Source organism: Kitasatospora sp. RG8, from assembly GCF_017813315.1.
Classification (GTDB): Bacteria; Actinomycetota; Actinomycetes; order Streptomycetales; family Streptomycetaceae; genus Kitasatospora.
In genome coordinates, this window is the sequence record NZ_JAGIYX010000021.1 from 64,227 (window position 1) to 87,128 (window position 22,902).

Annotated in this window: 14 protein-coding genes; 6 read left to right on the forward strand and 8 right to left on the reverse strand. The window is 73.8% G+C overall.

All coding sequences use genetic code 11. The features are described 5' to 3' along the window. The first annotated feature begins 252 nt into the window (after positions 1-252). Positions 253-4,248 (forward strand): hypothetical protein, encoded by a 3,996-nt coding sequence (locus J5Y04_RS42190; protein WP_245205507.1) that lies wholly within the window; start codon positions 253-255, stop codon positions 4,246-4,248. Between the two features lie 374 nt (positions 4,249-4,622). On the opposite strand, the gene J5Y04_RS27190 is transcribed toward J5Y04_RS42190, so the two are convergent. From J5Y04_RS27190 to J5Y04_RS27200, 3 genes are all read right to left on the reverse strand, one after another. Further along, positions 4,623-5,420 (reverse strand): SDR family NAD(P)-dependent oxidoreductase, encoded by a 798-nt coding sequence (locus J5Y04_RS27190; protein ID WP_209415035.1) that lies wholly within the window; start codon positions 5,418-5,420, stop codon positions 4,623-4,625. Further along, on the reverse strand, positions 5,417-6,844 hold the full coding sequence (locus tag J5Y04_RS27195; protein WP_307853313.1) for an MFS transporter: 1,428 nt from the start codon (positions 6,842-6,844) through the stop codon (positions 5,417-5,419). The genes J5Y04_RS27190 and J5Y04_RS27195 overlap by 4 nt, the downstream gene beginning before the upstream one ends. A 172-nt stretch (positions 6,845-7,016) precedes the next feature. After that, positions 7,017-7,607 (reverse strand): TetR/AcrR family transcriptional regulator, encoded by a 591-nt coding sequence (locus J5Y04_RS27200; protein WP_209415036.1) that lies wholly within the window; start codon positions 7,605-7,607, stop codon positions 7,017-7,019. Positions 7,608-7,773: 166 nt separating this feature from the next. Here J5Y04_RS27200 and J5Y04_RS27205 point away from each other — a divergent pair, with 166 nt between their 5' ends. Next, positions 7,774-8,259, forward strand: a complete 486-nt coding sequence (locus J5Y04_RS27205; protein WP_209415037.1) for a DoxX family protein — start codon at positions 7,774-7,776, stop codon at positions 8,257-8,259. Between the two features lie 68 nt (positions 8,260-8,327). Here the strand turns inward: J5Y04_RS27205 and J5Y04_RS27210 are convergent, their stop codons facing one another. Continuing rightward, positions 8,328-8,624, reverse strand: coding sequence for an MTH1187 family thiamine-binding protein (locus J5Y04_RS27210; protein WP_209415038.1), 297 nt, complete (start codon positions 8,622-8,624; stop codon positions 8,328-8,330). A gap of 318 nt (positions 8,625-8,942) precedes the next feature. Between J5Y04_RS27210 and murJ the strand changes: the two genes are divergently transcribed. Continuing rightward, positions 8,943-10,622, forward strand: coding sequence for a murein biosynthesis integral membrane protein MurJ (gene murJ, locus J5Y04_RS27215; RefSeq protein WP_209415040.1), 1,680 nt, complete (start codon positions 8,943-8,945; stop codon positions 10,620-10,622). Positions 10,623-11,000: 378 nt separating this feature from the next. Here murJ and J5Y04_RS27220 read toward each other — a convergent pair whose 3' ends face one another. After that, the gene (locus tag J5Y04_RS27220) at positions 11,001-12,545 is read right to left on the reverse strand and encodes a SulP family inorganic anion transporter (RefSeq protein ID WP_245205531.1); all 1,545 of its coding nucleotides are present in this window, start codon (positions 12,543-12,545) and stop codon (positions 11,001-11,003) included. A gap of 1,364 nt (positions 12,546-13,909) precedes the next feature. Between J5Y04_RS27220 and gcl the strand changes: the two genes are divergently transcribed. Both gcl and J5Y04_RS27230 read left to right on the forward strand, forming a co-directional pair. Then, entirely contained in the window at positions 13,910-15,688 is a 1,779-nt protein-coding gene (gene gcl / locus J5Y04_RS27225; RefSeq protein ID WP_209415115.1) for a glyoxylate carboligase, read from the forward strand. Positions 15,689-16,144: 456 nt separating this feature from the next. Further along, a complete protein-coding gene (locus tag J5Y04_RS27230; protein ID WP_209415043.1) occupies positions 16,145-16,633 on the forward strand; it encodes a glutathione peroxidase in 489 nt (162 codons plus the stop codon). 85 nt (positions 16,634-16,718) lie between these two features. Here J5Y04_RS27230 and J5Y04_RS27235 read toward each other — a convergent pair whose 3' ends face one another. Both J5Y04_RS27235 and J5Y04_RS27240 read right to left on the reverse strand, forming a co-directional pair. Then, entirely contained in the window at positions 16,719-17,471 is a 753-nt protein-coding gene (locus J5Y04_RS27235) for a hypothetical protein (protein WP_209415045.1), read from the reverse strand. A 130-nt stretch (positions 17,472-17,601) separates the two neighbouring features. Then, on the reverse strand, positions 17,602-19,560 hold the full coding sequence (locus J5Y04_RS27240) for a serine/threonine-protein kinase (protein ID WP_209415046.1): 1,959 nt from the start codon (positions 19,558-19,560) through the stop codon (positions 17,602-17,604). A gap of 585 nt (positions 19,561-20,145) precedes the next feature. Here J5Y04_RS27240 and J5Y04_RS27245 point away from each other — a divergent pair. Continuing rightward, positions 20,146-21,240, forward strand: coding sequence for a hypothetical protein (locus J5Y04_RS27245; protein ID WP_307853314.1), 1,095 nt, complete (start codon positions 20,146-20,148; stop codon positions 21,238-21,240). A gap of 563 nt (positions 21,241-21,803) precedes the next feature. On the opposite strand, the gene J5Y04_RS27250 is transcribed toward J5Y04_RS27245, so the two are convergent. Next, a complete protein-coding gene (locus tag J5Y04_RS27250) occupies positions 21,804-22,868 on the reverse strand; it encodes a hypothetical protein (protein ID WP_209415048.1) in 1,065 nt (354 codons plus the stop codon). Between the last annotated feature and the right edge of the window lie 34 nt (positions 22,869-22,902).

The window sequence follows — 22,902 nt, forward strand, 5'->3', positions numbered from 1 at the left end:
GAGGCGAGGACCCGAAGCCCCTTCACGCCTGCCCGCCTCGCCCGGCAGGGCCTCGAACACCTTCCCGCCACAGGGGCCCCGAGTGCGCCCCGCCGTCGGGGACCCGACGCTGCGTCAGTGCGGGTGCGGGACCGGCTGGCCGACGGGCTGGAATCCGATGGCACGATGCGTGTACGCCCCGTTAGACTCCGCCCGCTCGATCACATGTGTGATTTTTTCGTGAGCGCGACCTGTCCAAGGTGGGGGGAGCAGATGAACGTGCTGCCGATCGGCAGACGAGTACAGCGGAAGCGAGGTGGAGGCGGCCGTGCAGCCGCCTCCGGGGCTCTGCTGCTGGCCGTCCTGGCCTCGCTGGTGGGCCAGGCCGCACCGGCCTCGGCGGTAGGGGCAGCGCCGACGGCGGCCGCCGCGCCGCAGGCGGACGCTCCGGCGGACCCGGGCGCAGGCCCGAGCGCGACCGCGGGCCCGGCCGCGGGAGCTCCGACCGCGGGCGCCCCGGCCGCCGCGCCGGACCAGAAGGCCGACCAGGAGGCCCTCGCCCGCGAGGTCCGGCAGGCCGACCCGAGCGGCCCGTGCCCGACGGCGCTGCAGCCGGGCACGGTGGTGAGCTGCACCCTCGACGTGAGCGCGACCGCCGCCTTCAGCCTCACCCTGCCGCAGCAGAAGGACCTGCTGCTCGTGCAGATCGTCGCCGCCCAGGGATCGATCATCCCGACCGTGGTCGCGCCGGACGGCACCACCGTGAGCTGCGACGACCCGGTCGGCCCGAGCTGGGGCAGCAGTCAGGCACTGCGATGCGCCACCACCCAGGCGGGCACGTACACGCTCAGGGTCGGCACCGTCACCAGTTCGCCGACCGGTGTCGCGCTCTCGTACCTGCCGCTGCAGTCCACCACGGCCTGCCGGACGGTCGGCGCCACCGACCTCGCCCTGGGTTCCCCGACCGTCTTCAACGGTTCCCTGGCGCTGGGCTCGGCCGGTGACTGCTACCGGGTGCAGGACCTCGTGGCCGGCGACATGCTCCGCACCGATGCCACCCAGCCGGGCGTCACCCCCGTCGTCTACGACGCCACGGGCGCCCAGGTCTGCGGCAAGGGGACCTACCCCGACTGCCGGCTCACCGGCCCCGCGCCGTTCCGGATCACCGTCCAGCGCTACAACGGCGCGGCCCAGACGTACAGCGTCTCCGCGGCGCGGCTCTCCCGCCCGGAGGGCTGCACGCCGGTCGAGCCCCAGGCGTTCGGCGTCTCCCCGGACCTGACCTCCGCCGCACGGTGCCGGACGCTGCGCGTCCCGGAGTCCGCGCGGTACGACTTCGCCCCGGTCAAGAACGACGGCTCCGTCTCCGGCGGGCTGTTCGCGGCCGACGGCACCTCGCAAGGGGGACCCTGCGCACAGGGCGTCTGTGACCTGACGCCGGGTGACTACACATGGGCCGTGGACGCGTACAAGCCCCCGGTCGGCGCGTTCGGCATCGCCTTCCACTCGGCCAGGGAGACCCGGGGCTGCATCTCGGCCAACGACACTGGCCTGACGGCCGGTCCGGCCACGGGTACCTTCGGCGGGCCGGGCCAGCAGCTCTGCCTGACCCTGCCGACCGCGTCCGGCAAGGGCGTCTACCTGCTCAACCGGCCGCCCGCCGACGGCGCGGCGGTCGGCGGCCAGGTCGTCGACGCCTCGGGTGGCAAGCAGTGCGAGATCGGCACCGCGTCCACCGTCTGCAAGCTGACCGGTATCGCCCCGTTCCGCGCGGTGCTGACCGGGACGCCCTCCAAGGCCTACGGGCTGGTGGTCCACCGGACCGAGGAGGCCGGTGGCTGCACCGCCTGGCCGCAGAGCGGGTTCGACGGCACCTGGGGTGTCGAGGTCCAGCTCACCGCAGCCGCGCCGCAGGCCTGCCTGTTCCTGCCCGCGAACCAGCACTCCACCGCCGAGATGGTCGACTACACCAATCTCAGGAACCAGCTCAACGCCGACGTGTCGGTGGTCGACGCGGCCGGCGACCCGGTCTGCACGGGGATCTCGGCCCAGAACTCGGCCAAGACCTGCCGGCTGGCCGCCAACGTCCCGTACACCGCGCTGCTGAACGGCTGGGGCGGGGCGGACGGGTACAAGCTCGTCCGGCGCGACATCTCGCCGGGCGCCAACTGCCTGACCCCGGCCTCGACCAGGGTCGGCGGCCCCGGCACCTCCTTCGACCTGACCTCGGCGCTGGACGCCCGATGCGTCCGGGTCACCGCCGCGAGCAGCGACAAGTACACCCTGGGCGTCCGGACCTCGGACGGCCCGTACGGCGCGAACGCGTTGCTCGGCGTGGTCGACAGCGAGGCCAAGCCGCTCTGCACCCAGTTCGGCACTGCCTGCCCGCTCACCGGCGCCGGCTCGTACACCGCGATCGTGCTCGCCTCCGGGTACAAGGACAAGCCGATCCACGCCAGCGTGGACACCTGGAAGCTGCACACGGCCGCCGGCTGGGCGCCCGAATGCGCCGCGAACCCCGTCGCCGTCGAGGGCTTCCCGCAGCGCAGCGGGGTGCTCACCGACGACTCGAGCGCCTACTGCGCGGTGATCGACATGAAGGCCAGGCAGTCCTTCAACGTGGTCGGTACCAGCAGCGCCACCGGGCCGGGCGACATCCCGCATCTTCGCCTGCTTCGGGACTCCCGGTGGACCGGCGACTACGGCTACCAGTGCAGCACCAACTACGGGGCCTTCGGGGGCCGGTGCTCCTCCGACTCGCAGGCCGAGCAGGCCGTGCTGGTCCTGAGCAGTGCCACGGCGGGCACGCCGGTCGAGTACAGCATGCAGGGCGTCTGCGACTCCGCCTGCCCGACACCGCGGCCGACGACGGCCCTGACCTCGGTCAGCCCGTCCAGCGGCGCCACCGGGACGAGGGTCCAGGCCGTGATCCGTGGCAAGGGGCTCCACCTGGGCAGCAGGGCCAAGCTGGTGGGCAACGGCTCCTCCGGCAGGCCGATGATGTCGACGCTCTCCGTGAACACCGACGGCACCGCGCTCGACGTGCTGCTCGACACCAACGGCCTGGCCCCGGGCAGCTACGGCATCCAGCTCGACGACGTCTACGGCGTCTCGCTGCCCAACGCCTTCACCGTCACCGCCGCCGACGCCCCGGCCAGGAGCCGGTTCGTCCCGATCACTCCGGCCCGCTTCCTGGACACCCGGGACGGCACCGGCGCCCCCGCCCAACGGGTCGGCCCCGGCGGCGTGGTGGCCCTGCAGGTCGCCGGCGTCAACGGCGTCCCGGCCACCGGCGTCACCGCCGTCGTCATGAACGTCACCGCCGTCAACCCGACCGGGCCCGGCCACGTCACGGTCTACCCGGACGGACGGCCGCTGCCGGGCGTCTCCAACCTCAACTTCGAGGCCGGACAGATCGTCCCGAACCTGGTGACGGTACCGGTGGTGAACGGGAAGGTCGACCTGCGCAACAACGCCGGTTCGGTCGACCTGCTCGCCGACGTCACCGGCTACTACACCGACGGGGCCACCGGCTCCGCGTTGACGCCGATCACTCCGGCCCGCTTCCTGGACACCCGGGACGGCACCGGCGCCGCCGCCCAACGGGTCGGCCCCGGCGGCGTGGTGGCCCTGCAGGTGGCCGGCGTCAAGGGCGTCCCGGCCACCGGCGTCACCGCCGTCGTCATGAACGTCACCGCCGTCAACCCGACCGGGCCCGGCCACGTCACGGTCTACCCGGACGGACGGCCGCTGCCGGGCGTCTCCAACCTCAACTTCGAGGCCGGACAGATCGTCGCCAACCTGGTGACGGTACCGGTGGTGAACGGGAAGGTCGACCTGCGCAACAACGCGGGCTCGGTCGACCTGATCGCCGACGTCACCGGCTACTACGGGGACTCCGGCTCGGCCTTCTCCCCGACCACCCCGGTCCGGCTGCTGGACACCCGCAACGGTGTCGGCGCCCGGGCCGGGACGGTGGGCGCCGGCGACATCGTCAGCGTGCCGGTGACCGCGATCGAGGGGGTCCCGGCGACCGGGGTGACCGCCGTGGTCCTGAACGTCACGGTCACCGAGCCGACGGCGGGCAGCCACCTGATCGTCCACCCGCACGGCACGGCTCGCCCGGACGTGTCGAACCTCAACTTCACGGCCGGGCAGACCAGGGCCAACCTGGTCGTCGTCCCGGTGGTGGACGGCCGGGTGACGCTCTTCAACCACTGGGGCTCCACGCACGTGGTCGCCGACCTGAGCGGCTACTTCGCGGCCTGACCCCGGGCGCTTCCGAACGCCGCCGTACCGCCCGGTCTCCGGGCGGTACGGCGGCGTCCTGCTTCCGTGGAACCCGTTCGTCACGGACACGGCCGCGAGGGCGCCCGGCGGGCCGTGTCGGACACGCCCCGGGCCGGGCGTCGGCCGGCGCCGCCGTCGGCGCCCGCCGGCACCTGCTGAGGGCCGCGGACTCGGGCGAGGCGTTCCTCGAGGTCGCCACGGTCCGCGCCGGCCCGGGGGCCGACGCGGGCCGGGTTCCGCCCTGGCAGCACGGGCTCGATCCCGACGGAACGCCGTCCGCCCCGTGGTGACCGCGCCGCCGACGGACCTCGGGCGGAACGCCTGGGTGGCCCGACCGTTCCGCCCGAGGTCCGTCAGGCCGTGATGCCGCCGTCGAGGACGAGGTCGGCGCCCACGGTGTAGGCGGACTCGGGCGAGGCGAGGTGGAGGACGGCGGCGGCGATCTCCTCGGGGGCGCCGGCCCGGCCCGCGGGGACCTGGGCCTTCATGCGGTCGGCCTTGTCGGCGGCGTTCTCGCCGGGGCGGGTGGACATGGTGGTCTCGACGGGACCGGGGCTGACGGAGTTGATCCGGACGCCGTCGGCGATGTGGTCGCGGGCGGCGGCGCGGGTCAGGGTGGCGACGGCGGCCTTGGTCACGGCGTAGGCGCCGAGGCCGGGCAAGCGCATGTGGGTGCCGAGGTTGGACGAGACGTTGACGATGGCTCCGCCGCCGTTCGCGCGCATCCGGGCGATCTGGTGCTTCATGGCGAGCCAGGTGCCGGTCAGGTTGGTGTCGACCAGGCGCTGCCAGTCCTCCTCCTCGACGTCGGCGAGCGGGCCGGGGGTCCCGAGGATGCCGGCGTTGTTGACGGCGACGTCCAGCGCCCCGAACCGCTCGACGGTCTCCTGGACGAGGCGGGCGGCGTCGGCGCTCTTCGTGACGTCCCCGACGAGGGCGACGGCCGTGCCGCCCTCCTTCTCGATCAGGGCGACGGTCTCGGCCAGCGAGCTCCCGGTGCGGCCGGCGACGGCGACGCGGGCCCCCTCCCGGGCGAAGGCGAGGGCGACGGCGCGGCCGATGCCGGTGCCGCCGCCGGTGACCAGGACGGACTTGTCGACGAAGCGGGCGGCGGTACGGGCGGCGGTACGGGTGGCAGCACGGGTGGTCATGCGGAGTACTCCTCGGTGTGGTTGAGCGGGTGCTCGGAAAGGGTGGAGCGGGTCAGGGAGGTGACCGCCACGGCGGTCAGGGCGAGCCCCGCCGCGGCGGCCGCGAAGGCGGCGGCGTAGCCGCCGACCTCGGTCGGTCGGGTGGCGGCGAGCGCCATCAGGGCGGCGACGCCGGTGGTGGGGCCGAGTTCCATGGCGGTGTTGAGGACCCCGGCCGCGAGGCCGGTGCGGTCGGGCGGGACGCCGTGGGTGGCGAGCACCGCCGCACCGGCGAAGGCCGGGCCGGCCCCGGCGGGCAGCAGGAGCAACCCGGGCAGCAGGCCGGTGACGTACGGGGTCGCGGGGGCGAGGCCGGCCAGCAGGGCCAGTCCGGCGGCGGCCACCGCCAGACCCCCGGCGGTGACGGCGGCGGCGCCGTACCGGGCGGTGAGCGGCGCGGCCAGACGGCCGGCCAGGAGCAGCACCGCGGCGTACGGGAGGAAGGCGGCGGAGGTGGCCAGCACGCCCCAGCCGCGGACCTGTTGGAGGTAGAGCGGGAGCAGCAGGAAGGTCAGCGCGGTGCCGGCGGCGGTCGCCATGACGGCGGCCAGGGCGGTGGCCCGCCGGCGGTCGGCGAGGAAGCCGGGCGGCAGCAGCGGATCGGCGGTGCGGCGTTCGGCGGCGGCGAAGGCGACCAGCAGTGCGGCGCCCACCACCAGCGGGCCGAGGACGGTCGGTGCGCCCCAGCCGTGTTCGCCGGCCGCGACGAGTCCGTAACTGGCCGCGCAGACACCGGTAGTGGCGAGGGCGGCGCCGCGCACGTCGAGGGCGGAGGGGGCGCCCGGCACCGGCCCGGCGGACGGCAGCAGCCGGCCGGAGAGGGCGAGCCCGGCGACGGCGACGAGTACAGGGACGCCGAACAGCCAGCGCCAGGAGGCCCAGGCGGCGACCGCGCCGGAGAGCAGGTTGCCGGCGGTGGCGCCGAGTACCGAGAGCCCTCCCCAGGTGGCCATCGCCCGTCCGTAGGCGGCGGGTTGCGGGAGGAGTGCCCTGACGACCGCGACCGCCGCCGGGGCGGCGAGGGCGGCGCCGACGCCCTGGACGAAGCGGGTCGCGAGCAGGAGCGGGTAGGTGGGGGCGACGGCGGAGGCGACCGATGCGGCGGCGAGCAGCAGGAGGCCCGCGCGGAGCATTCGGCGACCGCCGTGGCGGTCGGCGAGCCGGCCGCCGAGCAGCAGCAGCGAGCTGAAGGAGAGCCCGTAGGCGGCGCTGAGCAGCAGGACGCCGGAGGGTCCGAGGCCGAACTCCCGGGCGACCAGGGGCAGCGGGACGGAGAGGATCATGATCGTGAAGATCAGCACCGCCTGGACGGCGCCGAGCAGCGCGAAGCCGCGTCCGGAGGAGCCGTGCCCGGCGGAGCCCGGCCGGGTAGGACCCGGCCGCACCGGGTCCGACCGCACTGGATCCGGCGGCACCGGGTCCGACCGCACTGGGTCTAACCGCACTGGGTCCAGCCGTAACGACAGTGGTTCCACCACAAACCCCCCTCACTATATTGACCGCTCGATCCAGAATCAGGACCGGGAAAACGGCGGCCACCGGCCGCCCGGGACGGACTCAGTCCAGCAGCGCGAGCGCCTGCTCGGCCGCGTCGTGCAGGCGGGCCGCGCCGTCGCCCGCCTTGCCGATCACCCGCATCCCCTGGAGCAGCACGAGCAGCATCCGCGCCAACGCACGCGGGTCACGCCCCGCGGGCAGCTCCCCCTGCGCCTCGGCGCGGACCAGCGCGGCCGTCAGCGCCGTCTCCAGGTGGCCGAGGCTCGCCGCCACCCGGCGGGCCGCGCCCGGGTCGTGCGGGGCGAGTTCGACCGCCGTGTTGGTGACGAAGCAGCCGCGCCGGAGCCCGCCGTCGCCGTCCTCGCCGGCCTCCCGCGCATAGCGGCGGACCAGGGCGCGAACGGCCGGGAGCACCGGACCGGGCTGCGACAGCTCGGCCAGCAGCACCGGGTCGCACTGCTCGCCGTAACGCTCCAGCGCGCGCAGGTACAGCTCGCGCTTGCTGCCGAAGGTGGCGTAGATGCTGGCGCGGGCGATCCCCAACCCCTCGACCAGGTCGGCCATCGAGGTGGCCTCGTAGCCACGCTGCCAGAACAGCTCCAGAGCCGACTGGAGAGCCGCGTCAGGGTCGAATTCCTTGGTCCGTGCCATACCTGAACCCTAGTCATATCCAGATCGATCGGTCAAGAAAGAAGGGAGGTCTAGACCAGTGCTTCGAGTACGGTCGATTTGACGGAGTATTGTCAAATATGTGCCAGTAAGCCTAACCTTACTTCTTCTCCGTCCCCGCTCCTCCCCCCACTGGAGGCACGTCCCCATGCCGACCACCGTTCAACAGGCACTCGATTCGGCCCGCCCCGTCGTCCTGACGGCCTTTCGGGTCGTCGTCGGACTGCTCTTCGCCTGCCACGGCGCCGCCTCGCTCTTCGGCGTCTTCGGCGGTGCCAAGGGCGGCGGCACCATCCCGGTCGGGCAGTGGCCCGGCTGGTGGGCCGCCCTGATCCAGCTCGTCGGCGGGGCACTGGTGCTGGCCGGCCTCGGCACCCGGATCGCGGCGCTGCTCTGCTCCGGCTCGATGGCCTACGCGTACTTCACCGTCCATCAGGAGCACGCGCTGCTGCCGCTGCAGAACGGCGGCGAGGCCTCGGTGATGTTCTGCTGGGCGTTCCTCGCGATCGCCGTGCTCGGCTCCGGCCCCTTCGCGGTTGACCGCCTGTTCACCGGGCGGGCCGGCGTCCGGGCCGGCCGCACCGGCCGGGCCGAACACTCCGGACACGGCTCGCAGCCGACCCCGGCCGGCTGACCGGAGGTCTACGGCGGGACGGCCGTCCTCGCGCGGCCGTCCCGCCGCACCGATTCCCCCCGCACCGATCACTCCTCGGCGAGGTACCGCTCCACCGTCGCCACCTTGGCGCTGAGCCCGTCGGTCACCCCGGCCCGGTCGTCGATCTTGATGACGGTGCTCACCCGGCCGCTGTACACCTTGACCGCCTCGATCGCGTCGCGGATCACCGGCATCACCTCGTCCCACTCCCCCTCGATGCTGGTGAACATCGCATCGGTGCGGTTCGGCAGCCCGCTCGCGCGGACCACCCGGACGGCGGCGGCCACCGCCTCCCCCACATCCTCGCCGACCCCCAGCGGGGTGACCGAAAACGCTGCGATCACGGTTCTGCGCTCCTCTCCCGGATCTCCCGGATCTCCCGGATCCACCGGCTCTTCCGGATCTCCCGGACGACTGGTCACGACGCCCCGGCACCTGCGGGCCGCCGGGCGCCGCGACCAGGCTAACCTCGCGCCCGACCCGCGCCCGGCCGCCCAGGAGCGCGCCGACACTCCGTCAGCCCGCCTTCACGACGGGGACATCACACCGGCCGTCACCCCGACACCGTCACACCGCCGCAGCCACGCCAACCGACCGTCAAGCCCGACCGGGCCCCGGACGCCGACGGCTGAAGTCCGAGGACCGAAGGCTAAATTGTGCAAATGATCGAGGAGACATCGCTTGAGAAGTTAGAGCGGTCGAGCGTGCAGCGCAGGAAACACGCGGCCCCCAAGCAGGCCAGGGCCGGTGGCGTGCTGCGGTCGTCCGCACTGATGGCCGTGGGGACGGTCGTCTCGCGCGCCACCGGGCTGATCCGGCAGGTGCTGCAAGGCGCAGCACTGGGGACCGGGTTGCTGGCCACCACCTATAACCAGGCCAACACGGTGCCCACCAGCTTGTACTTCCTGCTGATCGGCGGCGCTCTGAACTCCGTCCTGGTGCCCCAACTGGTCCGGGCCCGGACGGATGACCCCGACGGCGGGGCCGCCTTCGAGCAGCGTCTGGTCACCCTCGTCCTGTGCGTCCTGGGTGTCGGCACCGCGCTGGCCACCTGGGCGGCTCCCGAGATCATCAGCGTCTACCAGCACGACACTCCCGCCACACATGACGCGTTCGAGCTGACCGTGGTCTTCGCCCGCTTCCTGCTCCCGCAGATCTTCTTCTACGGCGCGTTCAGCATCCTCGGGCAGGTCCTCAACGCCCGGAACCGGTTCGGGGCGATGATGTGGACCCCGGTCCTGAACAACGTCGTGCTGATCACGATGTTCGGCCTCTACCTCGGCATGATGACCGCACCGAAGAAGGTCTCGGAGATCACCGATGCCCAGGTCAGGCTGCTCGGCATCAGCACCACCCTCGCCCTGGCCCTCCAAGCGCTGGCCCTGATCCCCTACGCCCACGCAGCCGGCTTTCGATTGCGACCGCGCTTCGACTGGCGGGGCACCGGCCTTCGCGAGAGCCTGGGCGCAGCTCGCTGGACCCTGCTGTTCGTCCTGGCCAACCTCGTCGCGAGCACCGTGGTCACCCGCCTGGCCTCCGCCGCGGACGCCGCCCTGCCCCACGACGGGGTCGGCTACACCGCCTACAGCTACGCCCAGCAGATATGGATGCTCCCCCAGTCGATCGTCACGGTCTCCCTCGTCACCGCGCTCCTCCCCCGCATGAGCCGGGCGGTAGCCGAGCACCGTCTCGACGACCTGCGCGCCGACCTGTCCCGCGCGCTCCGGATCAGCGGCGTCGTCATCGTCCCGGCAGCGTTCTTCTTCGTCGTCTTCGGCCCGCAGATCGCGCAACTGCTGTTCGCCCACGGAGCCGCCGACGCCGCCGAGACCGTCCCGCTGGGCCACATGCTGCAGGCCCTCGGCCTGGGGCTGATCCCGTTCTCGGCCCAGTACCTCCTGCTGCGCGGCTTCTACGCCTTCTCCGACACCCACACGCCGTTCCGCATGGCGCTGTGGATCAGTGGCACCAACATCGCTCTGGCCGTGGTCTGCCATCTGCTGCTGTCCCCCCGGTGGGCGGTCACCGGGATGGCCGCCGTCTACTCCCTGTCCTACGCCGTCGGCCTGCTGCTCACGGCTCTGCGGCTCAGGCGGCGCACCGGGGGACTGCTCGACGGCCGTCGGATCTGCCGCACCTACGCCAAGTTGACCGCGGCCGCCACTGGCGCCGGAGCCGCCGGCTGGCTCATCGCCCGCTTCTGCAGCCACGGCCTCACACCGGCCGCCTGGACGCCCGCCGTCTCGCTGACCGCGGGCGGCACCGCGATGGCGCTGCTGTTCCTCCTCCTTGCGCGGCTTCTGCGGATCGGGGAACTGCGCGGCCTGCCAGGGCTGGGCTGATCCGGCTCGTCACGGCACGGCACGCGGGACACCGAGGAGCCGGCGGGAAGCACCCGGCCCCTCTGCGCCGACCACCGGCTCCTCGGTGTCCCGACCACCGGCGCCCGACTCCCGGCTCCCGACTGCTGGATCCCGGATCCCGGCTCCCGACTCCCGACTGCTGGATCGCGCCAGAAGTACGACTGTGAGTGCGCCACTTGAGCCCGTGGTTCGAACTCCCGGTCGCGGAAACCGCCTTGACGACCGTTTCCGCATCGGATGCGAAGGGGTGTCCACCGGCGGACAGCAGCCCGACCGCCGGATCGACGCCCTCCCCGCAGCACCTCGGCTGATCAATGCCCGCTTCTGCCAGCCGATTTGACCGGACCGGGCGCCCCGTCAGACCACCGTCGGCAACGGCGGCTCGACCGCCAGCGTCGCCGAGCTCCGGGCGCGGTGCTGGGCGGCCCAGGTGGTGAGCGCCACCGTGCAGGCGTGGTCCAGGTGACGCAACCCGGACCAGTCCAGCTCGACCGGGCGGTCGGCGGGCAGGCGCTCCAGCGCGTCCAGCAGCCGGGGCAGTCGCAGGAAGGTCGCGTTGCCGCTCAGCCGGACCCGCATCAGCGGCCCGCCGCCGTCCGGGCCGGCCGCAACACCGCCCTCCGCGACACCGCTGCCCTCGCCGACACCACCGCCCTCGGCGGCCGGCAGCTCCTCGACGCCGATGTGCAGGTGCGAGGTCTGCCAGGCCGACTTGACCACCGCCAGACCGATCCCGATCAGCACCCCTTCGAAGAGGTCGGTGCCGATGATCGCCGCCGCCGTGACCACCAGCACCACCGCCTCGCCGCGGTGGTCCCGGCAGAGCGCGGCGAGCCGCCGGACCGGGACGAGCTTGGCGCCCGCGTGCACCAGGACGGCGGCCAGCGCGGTCAGCGGCACCAGGCCCAGCGCGCCGGGCAGCAGCGCCGTGAACAGCAACAGCCAGAGCCCGTGCAGGACGCGCGAGGCCTTGGTCCGCGCCCCCGCCTGCACGTTGGCCGCGCTGCGCACGATCACCGCCGTCATCGGGAGGGCTCCGAGCAGCCCGCAGAGCGTGTTGCCGACGCCCTGCGCGGTCAGCTCGCGGTCGTAGTCGGTGCGCGGGCCGTGGTGCATCCGGTCCACGGCGGCCGCGCTGAAGAGCGTCTCCGCGGAGGCGATCAGGGTGAAGGCGAGGATGGTGCCGAGGCCGGCCGTGCTCGCCAGTGCGCCGAGCGCGCCGCGGTCCGGCAGCTCCACCACGTCCAGCAGGCCGGAGACCCGGATCCGGGCGACCGGGAGGTCCGCGGCGGCGGTCACGGCCCCGGCGAGGCCGACGGCGGCCAGCGGTGCGGGCACCGACCGGGCCACCCGCGGCGGCAGGTACTTCCAGAAGACGAGCACCAGCAGGGTGCCGGCGCCGAGGGCCACCGCGCTCGGGGTGGCCGAGCCGGTGGCCGCGTCGTGCAGCAGTGCGGGCAGCCCGGCGATCTTCTCCGGCCCCGTCGAGGGCGCCCTGCGGTCGGCGAGCGCGTACAGCTGGCCGGAGAGCAGGGTCAGGCCGATGCCCGCGAGCATGCCGTGCACCACGGAGGCGGACATCGCCCGGAACCAGCGGCCCAGGCGCAGGGCGCCCATCGCCAGCTGGAGCAGGCCGGTGGCCAGCACCAGGACGCCGAGGGCGCCGGCGCCGTACTCCTGGACGGCCTCGTAGACCAGGACGGTCAGGCCGGCGGCCGGTCCGCTGACCTGGAGGCTGCTCCCGGGCAACGCGCCGACGACCAGCCCGCCGACGATCCCGGTGACCAGCCCGAGCTCGGCGGGGACCCCGGAGGCGACGGCCACCCCGACACAGAGCGGCAGGGCGACCAGGAAGACCACCAGCGAGGCCGGCAGGTCGAAGCGCCAGGGCACGGCGCGCAGCGCTGCGGCCGGGGTGCGACGGCGCTGCGAGCGGTGCGGGCGGCCGAGGCCCGGCGGGGCGCCGGGGTGGTGGACGTCGCGGCGTGCGGGGTTGCGGCGTGCGGGGTTGCGGCGCGGGCCGCCCGGCGGGCTCTTGCGGCGCCGGGGCAGGGCGCTCACCGGCCGGCCGCCGGGACACGGAGGGGGCGGGCGGGGAGAGGACAGGCAGGTCGGTACATGGGTGCGTTCCTTCCGCGCGCCCACCGGAGGGAGGGGCGCGCCACTGGGGTGGTGACGTCCGGGCGCGCCGGAGCGGCGACCCGGTACATCGGCGGGGAGACCCGGTACATCGGCGGGAGCCCGGCGCATCGGCGAGTTCGCGACCGGGAGCGGGACCGGGAGGAGGCGTGGGAGCTGGAGTAGGCGTCGGAGCTGGAACGGAGCGGCCTCCCGGGCGGGCCGAGAGCGGGAGGCAGGGCGGGAGGCAGGGCGGGGCGGGGCACGCGGCGGGAGGGCGCGGGACTCCGGCAGCGGTACGGCCGACGCCCCGGCGGGCCGGGTGGCGGCGGTGGATGTCGGGTCGGTGGCGTGCGGTCCGGGGGCGTGCGGTCAGGGGGTGTGTCCCTCGGCCGGGTGCGGGCGGACCGGACGCGCGTGGTCCTGGGCGGGACACGACGGCCGGAGCTCCCCCACTCCCCGGTTGATCCCAAACCCCCCTGCCGCGGCCCTAGTTGAACATGGCAACCATGACGGGTCCGGCGTGCCACCGACGGTACCCAGGGGCCCGGGGCGAGCCAACCTCGCACACCAGGCCTTCACTCCGACAGCACACCGGCACCACGTTTCGGCCCGGATCGGACCCTCCTGCGGGCATGCGCGTTCGGCCGTCGCGCTGGTATGCGAACGAAGACCGTCCCGTAGGGCGGGCACTCTGCAGGGCAGGCGCTTTGCAGGAAGGGACGACGGGACACCCCGACCCGGCGCCGCGGACTGGAGGAACGGGCGATGGATCGGCCACCCCCGCCGTGACAGCCTGGCCGAACGGCCGGCACCCCACCCCGGCACCCGCCGGACACCCCGGCTCGGCACACCACCCGGCACCGCACGCCTGCATCGCGCCCCGGCGCCGCACGCCTGCACCGCGCCCCGGCACCGCATCCGGGCATCGCATCCGCCGCACCCCGCGACCGTCACCCGCCACCCGCGACCTGCGGTTTCCGCCGAGCAGCCGGCTTCCACATTCTGTTGAAGCTCCCCTTGACGCCTCGCCAGGCGTCGCCTTACTTTGTTTCCGCATACAGAAACCGTTCTTCCGTATGGTGGAATTCTGGAGATGAGCCCTCCGACCCACTGCGGGCCGACGCAGGAGAAACCCGATGCCTCGTATGACAGCCGCCCGCGCGGCAGTGGAGATCCTCAAGCTCGAAGGCGTTGAGGTCGCGTTCGGCGTGCCGGGCGCCGCGATCAACCCCTTCTACAAGGCGCTCAAGGAGGGCGGCGGCATCCGGCACACGCTGGCCCGCCACGTCGAGGGCGCCTCCCACATGGCGGAGGGCTACACCCGCGCCAAGGCCGGCAACATCGGTGTCTGCATCGGCACCTCCGGCCCGGCCGGCACCGACATGATCACCGGCCTCTACTCGGCGATCGCCGACTCGATCCCGATCCTGTGCATCACCGGCCAGGCCCCGGTCTCCAAGCTGCACAAGGAGGACTTCCAGGCCGTCGACATCGCCTCGATCGCCAAGCCGGTCACCAAGAAGGCCACCACCGTCCTGGAGGCCGCCCAGGTCCCGGGCGTCTTCCAGGAGGCCTTCCACCTGATGCGCTCCGGCCGTCCGGGCCCGGTCCTCATCGACCTGCCGATCGACGTCCAGCAGACCGAGATCGAGTTCGACCCCGAGACCTACCAGCCGCTACCGGTCTACAAGCCGCGGGCCTCGCGCGCCCAGGCCGAGAAGGCGATCCGGTTCCTGCTGGAGTCCGAGCGCCCGCTGATCGTCGCCGGCGGCGGCATCATCAACGCCGACGCCTCCGACCTGCTGGTCGAGTTCGCCGAGCTGACCGGCGTCCCGGTCATCTCGACCCTGATGGGCTGGGGCACCATCCCCGACGACCACGAGCTGAGCGCCGGCATGGTCGGCGTCCAGACCTCGCACCGCTACGGCAACGCGACCTTCCTGGAGTCGGACTTCGTCCTCGGCATCGGCAACCGCTGGGCCAACCGCCACACCGGGTACAACCTGGAGGCGTACACCAAGGGCCGCAAGTTCGTCCACGTCGACATCGAGCCCACCCAGATCGGCAAGATCTTCGCCCCGGACTACGGCGTCGTCTCCGACGCCAAGGCCGCGCTGGAGCTCTTCATCGAGGTCGCCAAGGAGCTCAAGGCCGCGGGCACGCTGCCCGACTTCGGCGCCTGGGCCGCGTCCGCGCAGGAGCGCAAGGCCACCCTGCTGCGCCGCACGCACTTCGACAACATCCCGATGAAGCCGCAGCGCGTCTACGAGGAGATGAACAAGGCCTTCGGCCCGGAGACCCGGTACGTCACCACCATCGGTCTCTCCCAGATCGCCGGCGCGCAGATGCTGCACGTCTACAAGCCGCGCAACTGGATCAACTGCGGCCAGGCCGGCCCGCTCGGCTGGACCATCCCGGCCGCCATCGGCGCCGCCACCGCGGACCCGGAGACCCCGATCGTCGCGCTGTCCGGCGACTACGACTTCCAGTTCATGATCGAGGAGCTGGCGGTCGCCGCCCAGCACAAGGTCCCCTACGTCCACGTCCTGGTGAACAACGCCTACCTGGGCCTGATCCGTCAGGCGCAGATCGGGCTGGACATCAACTTCCAGGTCAACCTGGAGTTCGAGAACATCAACACCCCGGAGCTCGGCGTCTACGGCGTCGACCACGTCAAGGTCGCCGAGGGCCTGGGCGTCAAGGCGATCCGCGTGACCGACCCGAACGAGCTCGGCGCCGCCTTCGAGGAGGCCAAGAAGCTCGCCGCCGAGCACAGCGTCCCGGTCGTGGTCGAGGCCATCCTGGAGCGGATCACCAACATCTCGATGAGCAAGACCGTCGACATGAGCAACGTGACCGAGTTCGAGGAGCTCGCCACCCTGCCGGAGCACGCCCCGACCGCCATCAAGCCGCTGGCGCTCTGAGCCACACCCGGTGGACGCGGGCGCACGCCGAGAGTGCGCCCGCGTCCGCCAGGTCGCGGTGCCGGCGTCGGCGTCGGTGTACCCCGGTCGGCACGTTCGGTCGAAGGGCCCGTGCGGGTACGCACCAGGAACCGCCCGCGCGCTACCGCAGCGCGGCCTCCGGCCCCGTCGACCCCGCCGAGCGGGCCGCGATGGCCCACCGCTACCTGCCGCCCGCCACCGCCCGCGCCTACCTCGCCGCCACCCACGGAGCAGTTGACCGCCGACATCGTCATCCGGATGCGCCCCGAGCACTGGCACAGCGCCGACTTCTCCGCCATCGCCGCCCACATCGACGCGCAGCCGCCGCAGGCCGGGGCGGAACACCCGTAGCCCGGTCGTGGTTGGGAGAGGCGGGAGCGGCTACCGTTCCGTGCCGAGTCCTGTCCCGACACCGACCCTCCGAAGGGGCTTTCCGTGAGCCTGTACGACATCCCGCTGCGCACCCTGAGCGGCGAGGCCGCCTCGCTGGCCGACCACAAGGGCAAGGCGCTGCTGATCGTCAACGTCGCCTCCAAGTGCGGCCTGACGCCCCAGTACGCCGGCCTGGAGCGGCTCCAGGAGCGGTACGCCGCGCGCGGCTTCACCGTGCTGGGCTTCCCCTCGAACCAGTTCGCCGGGCAGGAGCCGGGCAGCGCCGAGGAGATCCAGACCTTCTGCTCCACCACCTACGGCGTCTCCTTCCCGCTGTTCGAGAAGACCGACGTCAACGGCGACGACCGCCACCCGCTGTACGCGGTGCTGACGCAGACCGCCGACGCCGAGGGCCAGGCCGGGGACGTCGCCTGGAACTTCGAGAAGTTCCTCGTCACCCCCGACGGCACCGTCGCGGCCCGCATCCGCCCGCGCACCGAGCCGGAGTCGGACGAGGTCATCGCCGCGATCGAGGCCGTCCTGCCCGCCTGACGCCGCACGACACCACACGACAGCGCACGACCGCCATCCACGGGAGGGCCCGGGGCACCCGCCCCGGGCCCTCCCGCTTCGGCCCTCAGCCCTGGCAGGCGTAGGTGAACGAGGTGGCCGCCCCCAGGCGGCGGGGCTCAAGGATGTCGACGGTCGCGGTCGCCCGCATCGTGCCGCGGCCGTCGAAGGACCAGTGGAGCACCAGGTCCGCCCGGCGCTCCCCGAACTGCACCGGCTGCACCAGCTCGCCGGAGGACGTGCCGTCGCTGCGCAGCCAGCGGTAGCGGATCGTCCCCGCGTGGCCGTCGGTGCCGACGGTCGCGGTGATCACGGCGGTTCCGCCGCACGGCGGGCCGCCCGCCGGTTCGGCGCGCACGGTGACCCCGGTCAACGCGAGCGGCGGCTCGGACCGGCACCGGGCCGCCAGGAAGGCGAGCAGGACGGCCAGGACGGCCGCCGGGACCAGCCACCGGACGGCCCGGCGCCGACGCAGCCGGGCCTCCCGCTGCCAGGGCGGCGGCGCGCCGTGCCACACCGCCGCCGCCACCGGCGGCACACCGGGGCCGAACCGGCGCACCTCGTACTGCTGCGGCGCCGGGTCAGGCTCCGGTGGGACGGGCACGGGCTCCGGCGCCCGGGCAGCCGAGGTGCCCCAGACGGTCGGGGCGAGGAACGTGGCACACTCCGCGTCTTCGGCGTCCTCCGCGTCCTCGGCAGCGGGCGCGGCGGGCGCGGCATCACCGGGCGGGACCGTTCGCTCGGCCGCGGGGCCGGCGCCGAGTCGGACGGTCCGGTCGGGGCCGGAGTCCGGGCCGGGCTCCGGTCGGTGCAGGGGCATGGAGACCTCCGGGGGCGTGCGGCGGGGACATGCGACGGAGAGCTGTGGCGCAGAGGTGCGGCGGGGTCGTGCAGCGGAGAGGTGTGGCCGGCGGGAACGGTGAAAACGTGCCGCAGGACCGCGGGCGGGATCAGCCGGGCTGCCGGCAGTCGATGGCGGGCAGCTCCCGGTAGGCCGTCGGTGTGCTCTCCGGCCTGGGGTCGCTGCCCACCCGGACTCCCCACTGGAGTCTGTCGTCGTTGCCGAAGTCATGGGAGCGGGTGAGGGTGACGGAGCCGGTGCCGAGCCGCACGGTCTCGGTGGCCACGGTCACGGGCGGGTTGATCGCGCCGGAGTGGTGCTGCCAGGAAACGGTGAGCGTGGCTCCGGGCGGCCCGGACGCCACGACGGTGATCCTGGCCTGGACACCGAAGTGGCCGTTGTCCAGGCAGCTGATCGAGTCGACGTTCAGCGAGGTCACCCGGACCGCGGGCGGCGGCGCGGTGGTGGTGACGGAGGACGGCGGCGCGCCGACCGGCGTGGACGGTGAGGTGCCGGTGGACGGCGGAGTGGTCCGGGGCGTGTCGGTGAGCCTGGGCGCGGGCGACGTGGTGGTGCCCGGGGTGGGCGTCCGGCTCGGCGTCGTACCGGAGGCCGTCGCAGGCGGAGGCGCGGGCGAGCGCGACTGCGACGGAGCCGCGGACGGGGAGGGAGCTGCGGACGGGGACGCGGAGGCGGTCGGGGTCGGGGTCGGCCACGGGGACGCGGAGCTCGCCGCGGGGGACGGCGGGGCGGTGGGCGTCCGGGGCGCGGAGGGGCCGGCCGACACCGTCGGATCGGACGGCCCGTCCGTCGTCTCCCCGCCGGCTCCGCCCACCGCGCCCAGCGAAGTGGTGGCCCGTGGCAGCGGACTGCCGGTCACCGTCCGGTCCCCACGGTCCGCCGCTCCGGCGATCGCCACCGCGGCCAGCGAGGCCACCGCGAGCGTGCCCGCCACCGCGCCGACGACCGCCCGGGTCCGCCGGAGCCGTGGGTGGTCCACCCGGACCCGCTCGTGCAGCCCGAGCCGCCGGACGGTCCGGCGCGCGGAGGCACGCCCACGCGGGTGGACGCTCCTGGTCGCCGAGGCACCGCCGCCCCGGTCGTGCGTGCCCCGGCTCGCCGCGGCGCCCCGGCCGGCCACGAGCTCGGTGTGCGCCAGCGCCGTCGCCCCGCCGGGTGGCGGACCGGCCGCGCCCCACGGCAGCAGCAGCGCCAGCAGGGCCACCAGAGCGGCGAGGTCGGCGCGCCCGCGTTCCTCCCAGCGCTCGCCGTACCCGGCCGCGGCCACCGCCTCCAGCTGCCGGACGAAATCCGCCGCGCCGGCCGGTCGCTCCTCCGGCCGCTTCGCCATCCCGGCCCGGACCAGCGGCCGGACGCGCTCCGGGACCAGCTCGTCCGGCACGGGGTGCTCCCGGTGCTGGACCGCCAGCTCCACGACCGTCCGGCCGGGGAACGGGCGACTGCCGGTCAGGCACTCGAAGAAGGTGACGGTGGCGGCGTACACGTCGGCGGCGGACGAGGCCGGCGCGCCAGTCCACTGCTCCGGGGCCAGGTAAGCAGGCGTGCCGGAGATGTCCCGGTCGTCGCCGCTGGGCACGGCGATCCCGAAGTCGACCAGCTTGGTGGAGCCGTCCGCCGCGACCAGCACGTTGGCGGGCTTGTAGTCCCGGTGCACCAGGCCGGTCGCGTGAGCGGCGGCCAGCCCCAGCAGCGAGCCCTTGAGGACCACCAGCGCGGCCTCCGGTGTCGTCGCCCCCTCGGACTTGAGCAGCGTGCGCAGCGGCACCCCGTCCACCAGCTCCATGACGATCGCCGCGTGCGGCCCGGCCTCGACGTACTCGTAGAGCCGCGTGACGTACGGGGAGTCGACCCGCGCCAGGACCTGCGCCTCCTCGCGGAGGCCGGAGCCGCCCACCCCGGCGAGCAGGTACTTGATCGCCACCGGCGTGCCGGTGCGGTCGTGGTGCGCGAGCACCACGCGGCCGCTCGCCCCGGCGCCCAGCTCCCGCACCTGGGTGTAGTCCGGCAGCCGCCACTCGCCGGTTCTCCGCCCTGTCCCGTCCTGCATCGCCCGCCCCCTCAGCACACCGTCCGGTCCGACCTCGCCCGGTCCGAGCTCACCCGTTCAACCTCGCCGGGTCCGACCTCGCCCGGTGCCACCGACGAGGCGGCCAGCGGCCCGGTTCCCGCTCCGACCACCGTCCGAACCCCGCTGCCGACGCCTCGTGCACCACCTTTGACGTTCCCGCAGGCAGGCCGCCCGACCTGCGGGAACGACGAGTGGAAACACATCGGCGCACAGGGGGGTTGTGCGCGGCGGCCGCCCGCTCCCCGGGCGCGCCTGCACCCGCCTGCACCCGCCTGCACCCGCCCGCGCCCCGAGCCCCCAGGGACCAGGGACCAGGGGCCGTGTCAGTTCCTGCCGGCAGCGGCGGCGGCTTCGGGACTCGCTCCGGCTCGACTCGGGGTGTTGCGGACATGCTCAACACACCCCTAGCGTGAGTGACCTCGTTGATCCATTCACGTGGAGAGGCCCGCCTTGATGATTCGCCAAGTCAGAACTGCGGCACGAGCGATACTCGCAGCCGGTCTGCTCGTCACCGGCGCACTCGTCGGCGCATCGCCGGCGGCGGCCGCTGCGGCACCGACGGCCGTGAGCGCATCCGAGTACACCCTCACCGCGGACTACCACCGCTTCGACACGCTCAACTCGGCCCTCGTCACGGCGCTGGGGACCTCTGCCGTGCACACGGTGATGGAGAACGCGAACCACGACCGGCAGGCGCTCCCCGCGTCCTTCTCCGTCGGCGGCCTGTCCACCGGCTTCCGGTTCGACGACGGCGACAACTCCGACTGCCAGAGCTTCCCGCAGGGCATCACGACGAGCCGGGACGCCGTGGGGACCGCGGACAGCGGCAACTACGACGGCCACCAACTCGTGCTGGTGAGCTGGTACACCAAGGACGGCTGCAGCGGTGCCCAGCAGCGCAGCCGGATCACCCTGGTCGACTGGGACGCCACCTACCCCAACACCTACCGCAAGATCCTCCTGGTGGAGCCGACCGGCACCGCGGCGGCGCCGGACTTCAAGGACATCCCGATCCACGCCGGCGGCGTCTCGTGGTACGGCAACTACCTCTACGTCGCCGACACCGGGCACGGCATGCGCGTCTTCGACATGCGCAAGATCCTCAACACCGATCCCGGGGGCACCGCCGACCAGATCGGCCGCCAGTCCAACAGCGTGTACTACGCCCACAACTACGCCTACGTGCTGCCCCAGATCGGCACCGTCACGTCGCAGACGACCTCCGGCACCAACCTGGTGTGGTCGTCGGTCTCCCTCGACCGGGTCAGCAAGTCGATCGTGATGACGGAGTACACCTGCCAGTCGGGCTGCACCGACTACCCCAACCGCCCGCCGAGGGCGGTCCGGTTCCCGTTCGCGCCCGGGGCGACGACGTTCGCCGCGACGACGACCGCCAGCCAGGCCCTCCAACTGCCCTGGTACAACCTCAACGGCGTGGCCTCCCACAACGGCCGATGGTGGTTCAACTCCTCGGGGCAGAAGAGGCTCTACTACTGGACCCCGACCGCAGGTCCCGCCACGTTCGCCTGGGTGGGCGGCGGCGAGAGCCTCTCCTACTGGGAGGACACCACCAACCCCGACCTGTTGTGGTCGTTGCAGGAGACCACGGGCGGACGCAACGTCTTCGCGGTCACCCAGGCCACCTACGGCGGCGGCTGAGCACCGGACCTGGGCACGGAGTTCACGGCCCGGGCGCTGCAACGGCATTCACGGTGACGAGGCTTCAGCTCCCGAGCTGGGGCCTCGTCCCCGTCCTGCCGGTCCCCCTCCCCCGGCTCCTGCCCCCGGCCCCCGGCACCGGCCCCCGGCACCGGGTACAGGACCGGGTACAGCACCAGCTACAGGACCAGCCACCGGACCGGCTGCAACAGCAGCGTCGGTGGCGGCGGAGCCGCGATCGGCGGCATCCTGCTGCTCGCCCTGATCCTGATCGGCATTTCCTCCAACAGCGACGGCGCCGGCACCACCAACCCGTCCCCGACTCCCACCGCCCACGGCGTCAGTCACCCCTGAACGGGCCCTGACCGGACAGGAGGACAGGCTCAGTACCCGGGCGGACAGTCGGCTCCACGCAGGTCGGTCGTGCCAGCGCCACGCCCAACTCCGCGACCCCGGCGGCAACCCGGTCGACCGGTTCGGCGCACTGGCCTCAACTCGCTCAAGGGAGCCCCGGCCGGCGCCTTCACCTCCCGGTTGAGGTGTGCCTCGCGAGCCCGGGGGGCTCAGGAGCAGTGGTAGGGGAAGGACACGGCCGCGGTGCGGGTGTCGGGGGAGAGGATCTCCAGGGTTGCGGTGGCCTGGAGGTCGCCGTGGCCCTCGAAGCTCCAGCGCAGGACCAGGTCGGTGCGGTGCGCGCCGGAGCGGACGTCCTGGGCGATCTCGCCCGAGGTGGTGCCGTCGCTGCGCAGCCAGCGGTAGCGGATGGTGCCGGTCCCGCCGTTGGTCTCCACCGCGGCCGTGATCACCGCGGTTCCGCCGCAGGCCGGGCCCGCCGGGTCGGTGGTCACGCCGATGCCGGTGACCGCCAGGGCGGGCGTGGCGAACCGCCAGTACAGGAAGGCCAGGACGGCCAGCAGGACCGCCACCGGTACCAGCCAGCGCCCCACCCGGCGGGGGCGGCGCGGCTGCTGCGCGTCCGGGACGGCGGCGCCGTGCCAGACCGCGGCGGCCTGCGGCGGGACGCCTGGGCCGAAGCGCCGCAACTCGCCCGGGGCGAGCGGCTGTTCGGCCCGCGAGGCACCGGGTGATGAGGCGCCGGACGACGGGGCGCCGGGCGACGACTGGCCGGCCGATGACTGGCCGAGCGGCGTCGTGGCGCCGGGATCCACCGGGGCGGGCACCGCGGCACTGCCCTGCGCCGGGGTGTCGACGCGTGTGACTGTCTCCCCCACCGGTGTGGTGTCGATGTGCGTGGCGGTCTCCCCCGACGCCGGGACGGCGCCGCCCCACGCCCGGGGGTCGAGGAAGGTCGCGCTCACGGCCTCGCCACGGTCGAGCCGTACGGTGGCCGCGGCGTCGGGCCCACCGGGGGCCGGTGCCGCGGTGTCCGGGGCCGGCTTGACGGTCCGCTCCTCCTCCGCCGCTGCCGGCCGCGCGGGCACGAGCCGGACGGTCTCCTCGACGACCTCCGGAGCTGCCCCGAGCCGGACGGTCTCCTCCACGACCCCGGGAGCCGCACCGAGCCGGACGGTCTGGTCTGTGTTGGCGTCTGCGTCCGCACCCGGGACCGTGCCCGGGGCTGAGACCGGGCCCGGGACCGGGGCGGAGTCGGGGCTGGGCGCGGGCATGGCTTCTCCAGATCAGGGCGAGGCGGGCAGAAGG